This is a genomic window from Azonexus sp. (genome assembly GCF_030824335.1).
GTDB lineage: Bacteria > Pseudomonadota > Gammaproteobacteria > Burkholderiales > Rhodocyclaceae > Azonexus.
This window is the reverse complement of sequence record NZ_JAVBXX010000042.1, coordinates 49,859-62,977: the sequence shown is the minus strand read 5'-3', so window position 1 is coordinate 62,977 and position 13,119 is coordinate 49,859. Positions and strand designations below refer to the sequence as shown.

Annotated in this window: 14 protein-coding genes; 7 read left to right on the top strand and 7 right to left on the bottom strand. The window is 58.9% G+C overall.

Annotated elements, in window-relative coordinates:
- The first annotated feature begins 29 nt into the window (after positions 1-29).
- Genes RCI20_RS16825 through RCI20_RS16810 form a run of 4 tightly spaced genes read left to right on the top strand, consistent with a single transcriptional unit; the run spans position 30 to position 4,395 of the window.
- Positions 30-1,247 (top strand): efflux RND transporter periplasmic adaptor subunit, encoded by a 1,218-nt coding sequence (locus RCI20_RS16825; RefSeq protein WP_306607576.1) that lies wholly within the window; start codon positions 30-32, stop codon positions 1,245-1,247.
- Positions 1,248-1,255: 8 nt separating this feature from the next.
- Positions 1,256-2,470, top strand: a complete 1,215-nt coding sequence (locus RCI20_RS16820) for an ABC transporter permease (RefSeq protein ID WP_306607574.1) — start codon at positions 1,256-1,258, stop codon at positions 2,468-2,470.
- Positions 2,463-3,200 carry an ABC transporter ATP-binding protein gene (locus RCI20_RS16815; protein ID WP_306607572.1) on the top strand — a complete coding sequence of 246 codons (738 nt, stop codon included), beginning with the start codon at positions 2,463-2,465 and terminating at the stop codon, positions 3,198-3,200. Before RCI20_RS16820 ends, RCI20_RS16815 begins: the two co-directional genes overlap by 8 nt.
- A gap of 58 nt (positions 3,201-3,258) precedes the next feature.
- Positions 3,259-4,395 carry an aminotransferase class V-fold PLP-dependent enzyme gene (locus RCI20_RS16810; RefSeq protein WP_306607569.1) on the top strand — a complete coding sequence of 379 codons (1,137 nt, stop codon included), beginning with the start codon at positions 3,259-3,261 and terminating at the stop codon, positions 4,393-4,395.
- Positions 4,396-4,608: 213 nt separating this feature from the next.
- Here RCI20_RS16810 and blaOXA read toward each other — a convergent pair whose 3' ends face one another.
- Positions 4,609-5,406: a class D beta-lactamase gene (blaOXA, locus tag RCI20_RS16805; RefSeq protein ID WP_306607567.1), complete on the bottom strand. Its 798-nt coding sequence runs from the start codon at positions 5,404-5,406 to the stop codon at positions 4,609-4,611.
- 233 nt (positions 5,407-5,639) lie between these two features.
- Here blaOXA and RCI20_RS16800 point away from each other — a divergent pair, with 233 nt between their 5' ends.
- On the top strand, positions 5,640-6,149 hold the full coding sequence (locus tag RCI20_RS16800) for a Spy/CpxP family protein refolding chaperone (protein ID WP_306607564.1): 510 nt from the start codon (positions 5,640-5,642) through the stop codon (positions 6,147-6,149).
- A 107-nt stretch (positions 6,150-6,256) separates the two neighbouring features.
- Here the strand turns inward: RCI20_RS16800 and phaR are convergent, their stop codons facing one another.
- The 4 genes from phaR to phaC form a co-directional block, all read right to left on the bottom strand.
- Positions 6,257-6,808, bottom strand: a complete 552-nt coding sequence (gene phaR / locus RCI20_RS16795; RefSeq protein ID WP_306607562.1) for a polyhydroxyalkanoate synthesis repressor PhaR — start codon at positions 6,806-6,808, stop codon at positions 6,257-6,259.
- Between the two features lie 87 nt (positions 6,809-6,895).
- Positions 6,896-7,639, bottom strand: a complete 744-nt coding sequence (gene phbB / locus RCI20_RS16790) for an acetoacetyl-CoA reductase (RefSeq protein ID WP_306607561.1) — start codon at positions 7,637-7,639, stop codon at positions 6,896-6,898.
- A gap of 44 nt (positions 7,640-7,683) precedes the next feature.
- Positions 7,684-8,424 carry an acetoacetyl-CoA reductase gene (phbB, locus tag RCI20_RS16785; RefSeq protein ID WP_306607557.1) on the bottom strand — a complete coding sequence of 247 codons (741 nt, stop codon included), beginning with the start codon at positions 8,422-8,424 and terminating at the stop codon, positions 7,684-7,686.
- Between the two features lie 27 nt (positions 8,425-8,451).
- Positions 8,452-10,182, bottom strand: coding sequence for a class I poly(R)-hydroxyalkanoic acid synthase (gene phaC, locus RCI20_RS16780; RefSeq protein WP_306607555.1), 1,731 nt, complete (start codon positions 10,180-10,182; stop codon positions 8,452-8,454).
- Positions 10,183-10,378: 196 nt separating this feature from the next.
- Between phaC and RCI20_RS16775 the strand changes: the two genes are divergently transcribed.
- The gene (locus tag RCI20_RS16775) at positions 10,379-10,597 is read left to right on the top strand and encodes a hypothetical protein (protein WP_306607553.1); all 219 of its coding nucleotides are present in this window, start codon (positions 10,379-10,381) and stop codon (positions 10,595-10,597) included.
- 19 nt (positions 10,598-10,616) lie between these two features.
- On the opposite strand, the gene pgeF is transcribed toward RCI20_RS16775, so the two are convergent.
- Both pgeF and rluD read right to left on the bottom strand, forming a co-directional pair.
- A complete protein-coding gene (gene pgeF / locus RCI20_RS16770; RefSeq protein WP_306607549.1) occupies positions 10,617-11,342 on the bottom strand; it encodes a peptidoglycan editing factor PgeF in 726 nt (241 codons plus the stop codon).
- Positions 11,335-12,291, bottom strand: coding sequence for a 23S rRNA pseudouridine(1911/1915/1917) synthase RluD (gene rluD / locus RCI20_RS16765; RefSeq protein WP_306607544.1), 957 nt, complete (start codon positions 12,289-12,291; stop codon positions 11,335-11,337). The genes pgeF and rluD overlap by 8 nt, the downstream gene beginning before the upstream one ends.
- On the opposite strand from rluD, the gene RCI20_RS16760 reads away from it, so the two are divergent.
- Positions 12,290-13,114 (top strand): outer membrane protein assembly factor BamD, encoded by an 825-nt coding sequence (locus RCI20_RS16760; RefSeq protein WP_306607543.1) that lies wholly within the window; start codon positions 12,290-12,292, stop codon positions 13,112-13,114. The two genes, rluD and RCI20_RS16760, sit on opposite strands and share 2 nt — an antisense overlap.
- Positions 13,115-13,119: the final 5 nt, after the last annotated feature.

The following is a 13,119-nucleotide window of genomic DNA, read 5'->3' as shown; positions in this document are numbered from 1 at the left end:
CAACCCTGATTTTCGAATTCCAAGGCCCCATGCCACGATTTTCCTTCGCCAGCCTGCGCCGCCCCGTCGTCCTGATTCCGGTTTTCCTGCTTTTTGCGCTGTTGACCGCAATATTGCTGCGCCCGTTGTTCGGCAAGGCCGTTGATGTGCTGGTCGCGCAACATGGTGACATCCGCCAGTCGGTGGTTGCCAGCGGCAAGGTCCGCTCGCCGCAACGCAGCGAACTGGCTGCGCAGGTATCGGGACAAATTCTTGCAGTGCATGTCATCGAAGGCAGCCAGGTCGCCGCAGGCAATCTGCTGATCGAACTCGATGACCGCGAAGTAAAGGCCAGCGTCGCCCAGGCCCGCACCCTGCTCATGCAAAGTGAATTGCGTCTGCAGCAGATGCGCCTGCTGGCCGAACCGCTGGCCCGCGAAGCCTCGCGTCAGGCCGAAGCCAACCTGACCCAGGCGCGGCAGCAATTCGCCCGCACCGAAGCGCTGGTCGCCAAGGGTTTCTACAGCACCAACCAGCTCGACGACGCCCGGCGCGCACTGACCGTCGCCGAAAGCCAGCGCCAGGCCAGCCAGTTGCAGGCCGGCAGCAACGCCAGCGGCGGCGGCGATTACCGGCTGGCCGAAGCCGCCGTCGAACAAGCACGCGCCGGCCTCGAACTGGCGCAGGCGAAACTGGCCTACACGCGCATCCTCGCCCCGCGCCCCGGCACCATCCTCGCCCGTCTGGCCGAACCGGGCGACAGCGTGCAGCCGGGCAAGACGCTGCTCAGCCTGTCGCCGGCCGGCGCGACCGAACTGCTGGTGCAAATCGACGAAAAGAACCTGCGCCTGCTGGCGCTCGACCAGACGGCCCGGGTTTCCGCCGATGCCTGGCCGGATCGCCACTTTCCCGCCCGCGTTTCCTACATCAGCCCGGCCGTCGATCCGCAGCGCGGCTCGGTCGAAGTCCGGCTGCACGTAGACAATCCGCCGGATTACCTGAAACAGGACATGACGGTATCGATCGATATCGAAACCGGCAGCAAACAGGGCGTCATCCTGCTGCCGGCCGAAGGACTGCGCGGCAGCGTGCTGGAACAGTGGGTGCTCGTCGTGCGCGAGGGCCGTGCCGTGCGGCAAGTGGTGCAAACCGGATTGCGCAACGCCGGCCAGGTTGAAATCGTGGCCGGGCTGGCTGCCGGCGACTTGGTGGTACCGGCAAGCAACCCGCGTATCGCCGCTGGCGACCGCGTGCGCACCGGCCACTGACGTCCGCCATGCATCCCTGGCTCCCTTTCGAATGGATCGCCGCCACCCGCTTCCTGCGCGAGGGACGGACGCAGAGCCTGCTGATCATCGTCGGGGTCGGCGTCGGTGTCTCGGTGATCGTCTTCATGTCGGCGCTGCTGTCCGGGCTGCAGTCCAACCTGGTCAAGCGCACACTCAGTTCGCAGGCGCACCTGGTGCTGCTGCCGGCCGAGGAAATCGCCCGGCCGCAGTTCGGCGAAGGTCAGGCGCTGGTGCAGAAGCAGGCGCAGCGCCTGCGGTCGATCGATCAGTGGCAGGCCTTGCGCGGTCGACTGGAAAAATTGCCGGAAATTGCCGCCATCTCGCCGGTCGCTTCCGGCCCGGCCTTTGCCGTGCGCGGCGATGCCAACAAGTCGATCAGCCTGATCGGCATCGAACCGGCCAACTACGTTCGCGTCATCGAACTCGACCAGAAAATGGTCGGCGGCGAACTGCGCGTCAATGCCGGCGAAGCGCTGATCGGCATCGAACTGGCGCGCGATCTCGGTGCCACGCTGGGCGACAAGTTGCGCATCAACGCCAGCAGCGGAGCATCGGATACGCTGACCATCGTCGGCCTGTTCGATCTCGGCAACAAGGCCGCCAACGCCCGCAATGTCTATGTCGGCCTGCGCACCGCGCAAAGCCTGCTCGACCTGGTCGGCGGCGTCTCCAGCATCGACCTGGCATTGCACGACATGTACCAGGCCGAAGCGCTGTCGCAGCGCCTCAACGCCGAAACCGGGCTGATCGCCGACAGCTGGATCAAGACCAACGCCCAGTTCTTCACGGCGCTGACCTCGCAGCGCATTTCGAGCAACGTCATCCGCTTCTTCATCGGCCTGTCGGTGGCTTTCGGCATCGCCAGCGTGCTCGTCGTCTCGGTCGTCCAGCGCTCGCGCGAAATCGGCATCCTGCGCGCCATGGGTGCCAGCCGCGGCCAGATGCTGCGCACCTTCCTGCTCCAGGGCGGTATCGTCGGCCTGTTCGGTTCGTTGCTCGGCTCGGCGCTGGCCTGGTGCTTCCTGGCGCTCTGGCGGACGCTCGCCGTCAATGCCGACGGGACGCCGATGTTCATGATCGAGGTCGAACCCGGCCTGGTCCTGATTGCCGCCGCCGGCGCCACGCTGGTCGGCGTGCTGGCGGCACTGATGCCGGCGCGACGCGCCGCTTCGCTCGACCCAGTGGTGGCGATCCGTGGCTGAAACGCTGCCAGCAAACGCCGTCCTGCAACTGGCCGGGCTGAAAAAATCCTATCTGAGCGGGGACAGCGAGCTGGAGGTATTGCACGGCATCGACCTGACGCTGCAACGCGGCGAGTTCGCCGCGCTGATCGGCCCGTCCGGTTCCGGCAAGAGCACGCTGCTCAACCTGATCGGCCTGCTCGACCGGCCCAGCGCCGGCCAGCTGTTCATCGACGGCGTCGAGACCAGCACCCTGAGCGAGACCGAAATCACCCGCCTGCGCGGGCAGCGGATCGGCTTCGTCTTCCAGCACCACCTGCTGATCCCGGCGTTCACGGCGCTGGAAAACGTCATGATGCCGCTGCTCATCGACCGCGGCCGTCCCGATACAGCCATGCGCGCACGCGCCGCCGAACTGCTGGCCGGCGTCGGTCTCTCGGAGCGTGCCGACTACCCGGCGAGCAAGCTCTCCGGCGGCCAGCAGCAACGCGTTGCCATCGCCCGGGCGCTGGCCATGCGCCCGTCGCTGGTACTCGCCGACGAGCCGACCGGCAACCTCGACACGCACACCGCCGACGACATCTTCGCACTGCTGCGCGAGGTCAACCAGCGCGAGCAGACCACCTTCCTGATCGTCACCCACGACCCACGCCTGGCCGGCCGCTGTGACCGCATCGTCGAACTGGTCGATGGCGACATCGTCAGCGACCGTCCGCACCCGATACCGACAAAGCACTTGCCGGCAGACTAGCCGCCAGCCGGTGACGGCGTTATCCTCGCCCCCTCACAATCAAAAGCCGGAGACATCCATGCCAGCACTGCTGACCACCCCCGACCCCGACGGACTGCTCGAATATTCCGTGGTCTATACCGACCGCGCACTGAACCACATGTCGCAACAATTCCAGGGCGTCATGCGCGACATCTCGCGTATTGTCAAAACGGTTTATCACGCCAGATCTGCCATTGTTGTTCCCGGCAGCGGCACCTTCGGCATGGAAGCGGTAGCCCGCCAGTTCGCCAGCGGCCAGAAGGTCATGGTCATCCGCAACGGTTGGTTCAGCTACCGCTGGACGCAGATTTTCGAGATGGGCAACATTCCGGCCGAAGCGACGGTTTTCAAGGCCCGCCAGCAAGGCAGCGGCACCCAGGCCCCCTTTGCCCCGGCCCCCATCGAAGAAGTCGTCGCCGCGATCCATGCGCTGCGCCCGGCCGTCGTTTTCGCCCCGCATGTCGAAACTTCCTCGGGCATGATCCTGCCCGACGATTACCTGCGCGCCGTGGGGGCCGCCGTGCGTGCGGTCGACGGGCTTTTTGTGCTCGATTGCATCGCTTCAGGCACGGTTTGGGTGGATATGCAGGCCAATGAAGTCGATGTGCTGATCAGCGCCCCGCAAAAAGGCTGGAGCGGCTCGCCGTGCTGCGCCCTCGTCGCCCTCGGCGAACGCGCCCGTAACAAGATCGATGCGACGACCAGCAGCAGCTTCGCCTGCGATCTGAAAAAGTGGCTGAACATCATGGAAACCTACGAAGGCGGCGCTCACGCGTATCACGCAACAATGCCGACCGACGCCCTGAAAACCATGCGCGACGTCATGCTGGAAACCGAAGCCTACGGCTTCGCCAAGGTCTGCGCCGAGCAATGGGAACTCGGCCGGCGCGTCCGCGCCCTGCTCGTCGAACGCGGTTTCCCCAGTGTCGCAGCAGAAGGCTTCCAGGCCCCCGGCGTGGTCGTCAGCTACACCAGCGACCCGGACATCCAGAACGGCAAGAAATTCATCGCCGCCGGCCTGCAAAGCGCGACCGGCGTACCACTGATGTGCGACGAACCAGCCGACTTCCGAACCTTCCGCCTCGGCCTGTTCGGACTGGACAAATTGCACGATCCGGAACGCAGCGTAGCCACGCTGGAGAAGGCGCTCAGCAGCATGCCCGCAGCCAACTGACCATGCCGCCAATCAGCCTGCGGCTGCAAACGCCAGGCTGATTGGCAAGCATTCGGTTTTTACGGTTTGTTGATGGTTGACCGGAAGATTTTGCCGTTTTTGAACGGGTAACTCCGGTTTATCGACGCTTGCGGGAGTCACTCAGTAGCAGGCAGTGGCCTATGTGCGGCGGGCCATCTGCTTCAGGTTAACAACATATATCGCAACGCCCCATCAAGACGGTGGTAGAGCATTGATGGAGCGAAGAATGTTGCGAGTAATCTCTTGCCGCTTTGAGAGGTCGTCCAATCTGTTGGGCGTATCGATGTTCAGCGCGAAAAAAACCGGTCCAGTTGGCCACTCGACCCAGCCTACCCACCAGCCAATTTTTCCACTCCAACCGGTCTTGGCCCGCAATATCCAATCACGGCCAGCCTCATTCACCATCACATCCTTGACGAGCCGCTGATGCTCGCCCCGGAACGGCAGTTCATTACGATAGAGATGGTGCAAAAACGATATTTGTTCATTTGCAGAAATTGCCAAGTCGCCTTCGACCCAGAAAGGTTTGCTGCCTCCCGCAACTGCGTTGCCATACGCAATCTTTCTCATGTACGCAGTCTCACGCGCATCGCCAAGCCGCTGAGCGAATCTTTCGTAGACCCAAACAGTCGAATTTCGCATCGCAGAGCGCAGGTTCTGGTTTTCATTCCATGCCTCTATCGAGCGCTTAACGCCATCCCAGGGTATTACCTGGAACTCATCACGGAGGATTCCCGCGTCAAGAGCGAATAGGCTGTGGGGAATTTTGAAGGTTGAAGCCGGCGAGTAGCGACGGCCTGCGCGTTCCGGGTCGTATACGAAGGCCACGTCACGCCCATTGCGGTTGTCCCAGACAACGATAGTGCCGCGCGCCTCGGCAGCAGCAAAGAAACTGGACCAGTCTGTACGCTCCTGTGCAGTAGGGGCAGCAAGCGCTCCAACCGTAAGGACAATTGATAATACAAAGAGAATAAGGCTACGTCGATTCATTGCGCCAATTGTAGTCGTGTAGCCACGCTCGAATGACTTTGATTCCGGTCGTGCTGGCTGGAAATTGCGACCGGTGGCACTGGGTCGTTTATTCGCATTCGCCAACACACGCCCCTCCATAACCTGCCAGCCAGAAACGAATCCTTACAAACCGCAAACGACAGCTTACATGGATATCTGTAGTCTTGATTCCGTCGCCAGAACACATCTGGCTCATCCACAGGAGCAAGACCATGAAAAACTTTAATCAGACCCCGATCAAGCGCTGGCTCGCCGTTGCCGGTATCGCCCTCGCCGTTCCGCTGAGTGCCATGGCCTATCAGGGGCAAGGCGGCAAAATGGGTGGCTGCGATGGCAAGCCGGGTGCGCAAGGCGCCGGCATGATGCAGCACGGTCATGGTCAAGGCATGGGCATGATGCGTGGCCTGCACCGCCTCGATCTGAGCGAAGCGCAGCAGGATCAGGTGTTCGAGTTGATGCATAACCAGGCACCGGTCATGCGCAAACAGATGAAAGCCTTGAAAAAGGTGGAAACCGAGTTGCAAACGCTGAAAAAGAGCCCTGACTACAGTGAAGCCAAGGCCAAGGAACTGATCGTCAGCATGACCCAGCAACGGGCCGACATGGAAATGGCGCGCCTGCAGGTCGAACGCAAGGTACTGGATGTGCTGACGCCAGAACAACGTCAGCAACTGAACACGCCGATGCCAGGAAAACCCGGCGGACGCGGCCCGAAATCCTGATCGCCCATAAACAGCAGCCACGCGACCTGTCGGTTGGCGTGGCTGATTTATTGCACAGGATGACTTGCTGGATCGAAGTGCATCAGGGCAATCGCCCTGGTGCTTTTTTACTTCTCGACGTTATCCGCGGGATTGGCCGGGAAAGCCGGGAACATGGTGCGCGTTTGCGTTTTTAGCTGATCCTGCATGGACTGAAACATTTTTTTTGACTGGTCCATGTAAGTCGACATCATGTTCTGCATGGCAGGTTGCTGAAAATTCAGGAACTGGTTCCAGAAATCCGCCTGCACGGTAGCGCTGTCACCGCCGTACATCGTGCGCGATTGTTCCTGCAGTTTTTGCTGGAAATCGACAAACGTCTTCATGTTGTTTTCCAGATACTTGCCGAGCATGTTCTGGGAAGTGCTGCCGTAGAAACGGATGAAGCCCGAAAGCAGGTCGCACGAAAACAAGGGCACGGCACCGGCCTCTTCTTCCAGAATGATCTGAAAGAGGATGCTACGCGTCAAATCGTCGCCAGTCTTGGCATCGATGACCTTGAAATTCTCGAACTTGAGGACCAGTTCCTTGACATCCCCCAGCGTGATATATGCGCTTGTCTTGGTATCGTACAAACGACGATTGGGGTATTTCTTGATCAGGCGAACCGCTTCAGACATGCTGCAATCCTCAATACATTTTTGTGTGCAGTGCAACATTATAGCCGAAAAAAAAGGCGCCCGAAGGCGCCCTTTCGTCGCGAACGATTACTGGTAGTACAAACCACCATTGATGTTCAGCGTAGCACCGGTAGTGAAGCCGGACAGTTCGCTGGCCAGGAAGGCCACGGCGAAACCGATTTCTTCCGGCTTGGCCAGGCGCTTCATCGGTACGGAGTCAACGATGGTCTTCAGGATGTCTTCGCGGATGGCAGTAACCATCTTGGTCGCGACATAGCCCGGAGCGATGACGTTGACCGTCACGCCCTTGGTTGCCAGTTCGGCAGCCAGAGCCTTGGAGAAACCGATCACGCCAGCCTTGGCGGCAGAGTAGTTGGTCTGACCGGCTTGGCCCTTGACGCCATTGACGGAAGCGATGTTCACGATACGACCCCAACCGCGTTCAGCCATCTTGGTGGACACTTGCTTGGTAACGTTGAACAGGCTGGTCAGGTTGGTGGCGATAACAGCATCCCAACCATCTTTTTCCAGCTTGGCGAACATACGGTCACGGGTGATACCGGCATTGTTCACCAGGATGTCGATCGGGCCGGCCTTGGCTTCGGCTTCGGCAACCATCTTGGCGCTGGATTCGAGATCGGATACATCACCGGCAACCAGGATGAAATCCTTGAAACCTGCTTCAGCTTGTTCCTTGACCCACTCATCCGGCTTGTCGAATTCCGGGTGATAAGCGGCGACCACCTTGTGACCGGCCAATGCCAGCTGTTGTGCAATAGCGGTTCCAAGACCACCGAGGGCGCCAGTAACGAGAGCAACGCGTTGCGTCATAGTTTTTTTCCTTGTTAAGTAAAACGGGGGTTAAAAAATACCGGTCAGAACATGTGCTGACCGCCATTAATGGAAATATTGGCCCCGGTGACAAACGCGGCTTCATCGGAAGCCAGGTACGCCACGAGACCGGCAATTTCTTCCGGTTTGCCAAGACGGCCGACCGGAATCTGCGGGAGAATTTTCGAGTCCAGAATGTCTTGCGGAATCGCGGTCACCATCTTGGTGCCAATATAACCCGGCGATATTGTATTTACTGTGACACCCTGCTTGGCAACTTCCAGCGCCAGCGCCTTGGTAAAACCATGCATGCCGGCTTTGGCGGCCGAGTAGTTGGTCTGGCCGAAAGCACCCTTCTGGCCATTGACCGAAGACACATTGACCACCCGACCCCACTTGCGTTCGACCATGCCGTCCATGACCTGCTTGGTCATGTTGAAAACCGAATCGAGATTGGTGCCCATCACGGCATCCCAATCAGCCTTGGTCATTTTCTTGAAGGTCATGTCACGGGTAATACCGGCATTGTTCACCAGCACATCGACCGGCCCAACCTCACGCGTTACCACGTCGACACAGGCCTTGGCCGAATCAAAATCTGTCACGTCACAGGGATAGGCTTTGAAGCCGTAGCCCATGTTGTTCATGTTCTTCAGCCATTCATCGACCTTGGCATTGCCCGGCGAATGGGTGGTTACCACTTTGTAGCCCAAGGCTGCCATCTTGATGCAGATCGCTTCACCCAAGCCACCCATACCACCGGTAATCAGTGCAACTCGTGACATATTTCCCTCCTCCAGGATTTATTGCAGTCAGACCGCCCGCTCTCTGACATAACGGCCAGGAGCTGGCTCGATCGCTTTATATTTTGTTGTCCCGACCTTGCGCGCTGCACGCTGTTCACCACCGTGCAGCTTCAGCCAGTCGGCCCAGTCGGCCCACCAGCTGCCCTTCATCTCCGTTGCTGCGGTCAACCACCCCTCGGCATCGGTTTTCACATCATCGTTCAACCAGAAACTGCGCTTGTTCTTGCTCACCGGATTGATGACGCCAGCAATGTGACCGGAAGCCCCCAGTACGAAGCGGGTTTTTCCGCCCAGAATGCGTGTGCTCTGATAGGCCGATTGCCATGGCACGATATGATCTTCGCGCGTTGCCAACAGATACACCGGCATGTCGAGCTGGCCCAGATCGACCTTCGCACCACACATCTGCAGCTTGCCCGGCACACGTAGATTGTTTTCCAGATACATGTTGCGCATGTACCAGCAAGCGAATGGCCCCGGCAGATTGGTCGAATCCGAATTCCAGTACAGCAAGTCGAAAGCCTGCGGCTTCTGGCCCTTCAGATAATTGCCGGTCACATAGTTCCAGACCAGATCGTTGGCCCTCAGGAAGGAAAAGGTGTTGGCCAGATCGCGCGCTGGCAGCAAACCACCCTGACCGATGCTGGCTTCCCGGCTGGCAACGCCTTGTTCGTCAATGAACAAACCGATTTCGCCGGTATCGGCAAAATCGAGCAAGGTGGTCAAAAGCGTCAGCGAAGCCACGCAATCTTCACCCCGTGCCTTCAAAACAGCCAACGCCGACGTCAAGATGGTGCCGCCGACGCAAAAACCGAGCGCGTTGACCTGCTTGACCTTGGTCATTTCCTGGATGAGATGCAGGGCTTCGATCGGGCCACGCTCCAGATAATCATCCCAGCCCAGATGGCCTTGCGCTTCTTGCGGATTGCGCCAGGAAACCAGGAATACGGTATTGCCCTGATCGACCATGTAGCGAATCAGGGAGTTTTCCGGCTGCAAATCCATGATGTAGAACTTGTTGATGCAGGGCGGCACGACCAGCAGCGGCCGGGTCGCGACCTTGGCGGTCAGCGGCGCGTACTGGATCAGTTGCATCACATCGTTTTCATAGACCACGGCACCTTCGGTGGTCGCGATATTCTTGCCCACTTCGAAAACCGACTCGTCGGTCATCGAAATACGCCCCTTCTCAAAATCCTTGATCAGGTTGTTGATGCCATCGGTAATGCTCTGCCCCTTGGTTTCCAGGGCCAGTTTGACGAATTCGGGATTGGTCGCGGCAAAGTTGGATGGGGCCATCGCATCGGCCACCTGGCGCGCCAGGAAACGGAGTTTTTCCTTGGCCTTGGCATCCTGCGCCGGCATGACCTCAACCATTTCCTTCAGGTAACGGACATTTAACAGATAAGCCTGATGCAGGTAATCGTAAATCGGGCTTTCCCGCCACTCGGGCGCGGAAAAACGACGATCACCGGGTTCCGGGGCAACCTTGAAGGACTGCTCTTCGCCCTTTTGCTTGGCCAGCATGGACTGCCAGAGCGACATCTGCTGATCCATGAACTGCTTTTGCAACGCTGTCAGTGCCTGCGGATCGGCAGCCGGCGGTGCGGCATTGCCAAAGGCAGGTGTCGCCTTGTTCAGTTGATCCATAAACTGCTGCGCCATGTTCTGACCGGCTTGCATGAACTGTATTGCCGAACCCAGAAAAGCCTCGTTATTGTTAGATCCTTGCGCCATGGGATGTTTGTCTCACTGGTTGTGGGGGCTGTAGCCTCTCGATTCTGCATACCCGTCCGTGCACTGTCAATGCATAATTAGGGCATGTACATCATCGCTATCGGCTGGAAACGGACAATAGTTTGAGTATCTCCAAGCAAACAAGCGCCATGCCATTGTTTGCTCCCCAGCAGACTTTGCCTTCTAAAATTCAAGCATGCCACTCACCGTCATCATAATAATCGGATGGCTTTACGTCACCGTCCTGATTGCCGCAAACGAACCGACACTGGTCTCCGGGATCATTTCTTTCTTGTTCTACGGCGCCCTGCCCTGCGGTTTGCTGATTTATTTTGCCGGATCAAGAGTCCGGCGGGAGCGCCAGAAATACAGGGAAATGATGGCTGAAAAAGCAAGACGGGATGCGGCAAGCTGAACCCGGATTGAGCAATGCATCAGGCCAGCCAGATCAGGCTGGCCATGCGGCCGGTGATGCCATCGCGCCGATAGGAATAAAAGCGGCTATGGTCGTCGACCGTACACATCCCGCCACCAAAGATCGCACCGACCCCCATTGAATTCAGGCGTTGCCGGGCCAGCAATTCAAGATTGGCCAGCCACTTCCCCTGAGCGTGCGGTTTGAATGCCAGCGTCGCTGCGGCATCGCTGGCGACGAATGCCTGCCGTACCTCGTCACCGACTTCAAAGTTCTCCGGGCCGATAGCCGGTCCCAGCCAGGCCAGCAACTGCTCTCCCGGCACCCGCATCCCGACCACGGTCTGTTCCAGTACGCCGGATAACAAACCGCGCCAACCTGCATGCGCCGCAGCAACCACGCTACCAGCGCGGTCACAGAACAGCACCGGCAAGCAATCGGCGGTCATCACGGCGCAGACGACACCGGGCTGACGCGAAAACGCTGCGTCGGCCATGCTGTTTTCCTGGGCAGATGGCGCGTTGACCGCAACATTTCCATGCACCTGACTCAACCAGCACGGCTCTGCCGGCAGTTGCCGGCGCAACAGCTCCCGATTAAGCACGACGTCAGCCGGATTGTCACCGACATGCCCGGCCAGATTGAAACTGTCCCACGGCACCCGACTGACCCCGCCACTGCGTAGCGTTTGTAACGCCCGCACCGTATTCGGCGCAGGCCATTCCGGGCGAAAAAAATCAGCCATAACGCAGGGTATCGAGCAAATCCCGCATATCTTCCGGCATCGGCACTTCCCATTGCATCAGGCGCCCCCCTAGCGGATGCAGCAAGCCCAGACGCGTTGCGTGCAGCGCCTGTCGGCCAAATGGCGGCAAGCGCTGATCAGGCCGGCCGTAAACCGGATCACCGACCAGCGCATGACCGATTGACGCCAGATGGACACGAATCTGGTGCGTCCGCCCGGTTTCCAGGGTGCATTCGAGCAGCGTGCAATGAGGAAAGACTTCCAGCCGGCGATACCAGGTCAAGGCCGGTTTGCCGCCTCGGCTTTCCGGCACAACAGCCATCTTGATACGATTTACCGGATGCCGGCCAATCGGCGAATCAACCCCGCTATCGCGCTTGATCGCGCCGGAGGCCAGGGCCAGATACTGCCGCTTGACGGTGCGTGCCTGCAACTGGCGAACCAGATCGGTTTGCGCTTCCAGCGTTTTGGCAACGACCAGCAGACCGCTGGTGTCCTTGTCCAGCCGATGCACAATACCGGCGCGTGGCACTGCGTCGATACCTGGCACATGGTGCAACAGGGCATTCATCAGAGTACCGCTCCAGTTGCCACTGCCCGGATGCACGACAAGACCGGCTGGTTTATTGATCACCAACAGGGTTTCGTCTTCAAAGACGACATTCAATGGAATGTCTTCCGGCTGTTCGGTCTGGAGTTGTGCATCGTTCGGCAGGACGACAAGCAATTTCTCGCCGCCAAAAACCTTGCGCTTGGGCTCACTCACCGGCATACCATCGACCTCGACACAGCCGTCGCGCACCCAGGTCTGCAAGCGATTGCGCGAATGCTGCGGCAAGAGCTCCGCCAACACCTGATCGAGTCGACGACCAGCACAGCTATCGGGAACACTCAGATGCAGCGGCTCGGTTGGGCTATAATCGCCCGAGTTTTCTAAAGGATCGTTCATGATGCGAAGTTTACCCGCATTCCAGTCATTCCCTGCTCTCCTTCGTTCATTGGTGGTCGTTCTCGCGTTTTGTCTCGGTGGATGCAGCCTGCTGCCTGCCGAAGTTGACGAAACTGCGGGCTGGTCGGCTGGTCGCCTTTATTCGGCAGCTAAAGATGCACAGAGTGATGGCAACTGGGATCAGGCAGCCAAACTGCTGGAAAAACTGGAAGCACGTTATCCATACGGCCGTTTTGCCCAGCAGGCACAACTGGAAATCGCCTATGTTTACTGGAAGGCCAGCGAACCTGCATCGGCCTTGGCCGCCAGCGACCGTTTCATCAAACTGCACCCGAATCATCCTGCCGTCGATTACGCCTATTATCTGAAAGGCCTGATCAACTTCAATGAAGATCTCGGCCTGATGGGTTTCATCAGCAATCAGGATTTGTCCGAACGTGACCCCAAGGCAGCCCGTGAAGCGTTCGATTCGTTCAAGGAACTGGTTACCCGTTACCCGAATAGCAAATACGCACCTGACGCCATCAAGCGCATGAGTTACCTGGTCAATGCACTGGCCTCGCTGGAAGTGCACGTTGCCCGTTATTACCTGAAGCGTGGCGCCTATGTCGCGGCAGCCAATCGGGCACAGTTCGCAATCGAAACCTATCCGCAGGCACCAACCATCGAAGAAGCAATGTTCATTCTGGTTGCTGCCTACGACAAATTAGGCTTGAACGATCTGCGCGACGATGCCGAACGGGTCATGAAGAAAAACTTCCCGAACAGCCGCTATTACACCGAGGGCATAGAACGCAAAGTTCCCTGGTGGCAACTCTGGTAAAAAAA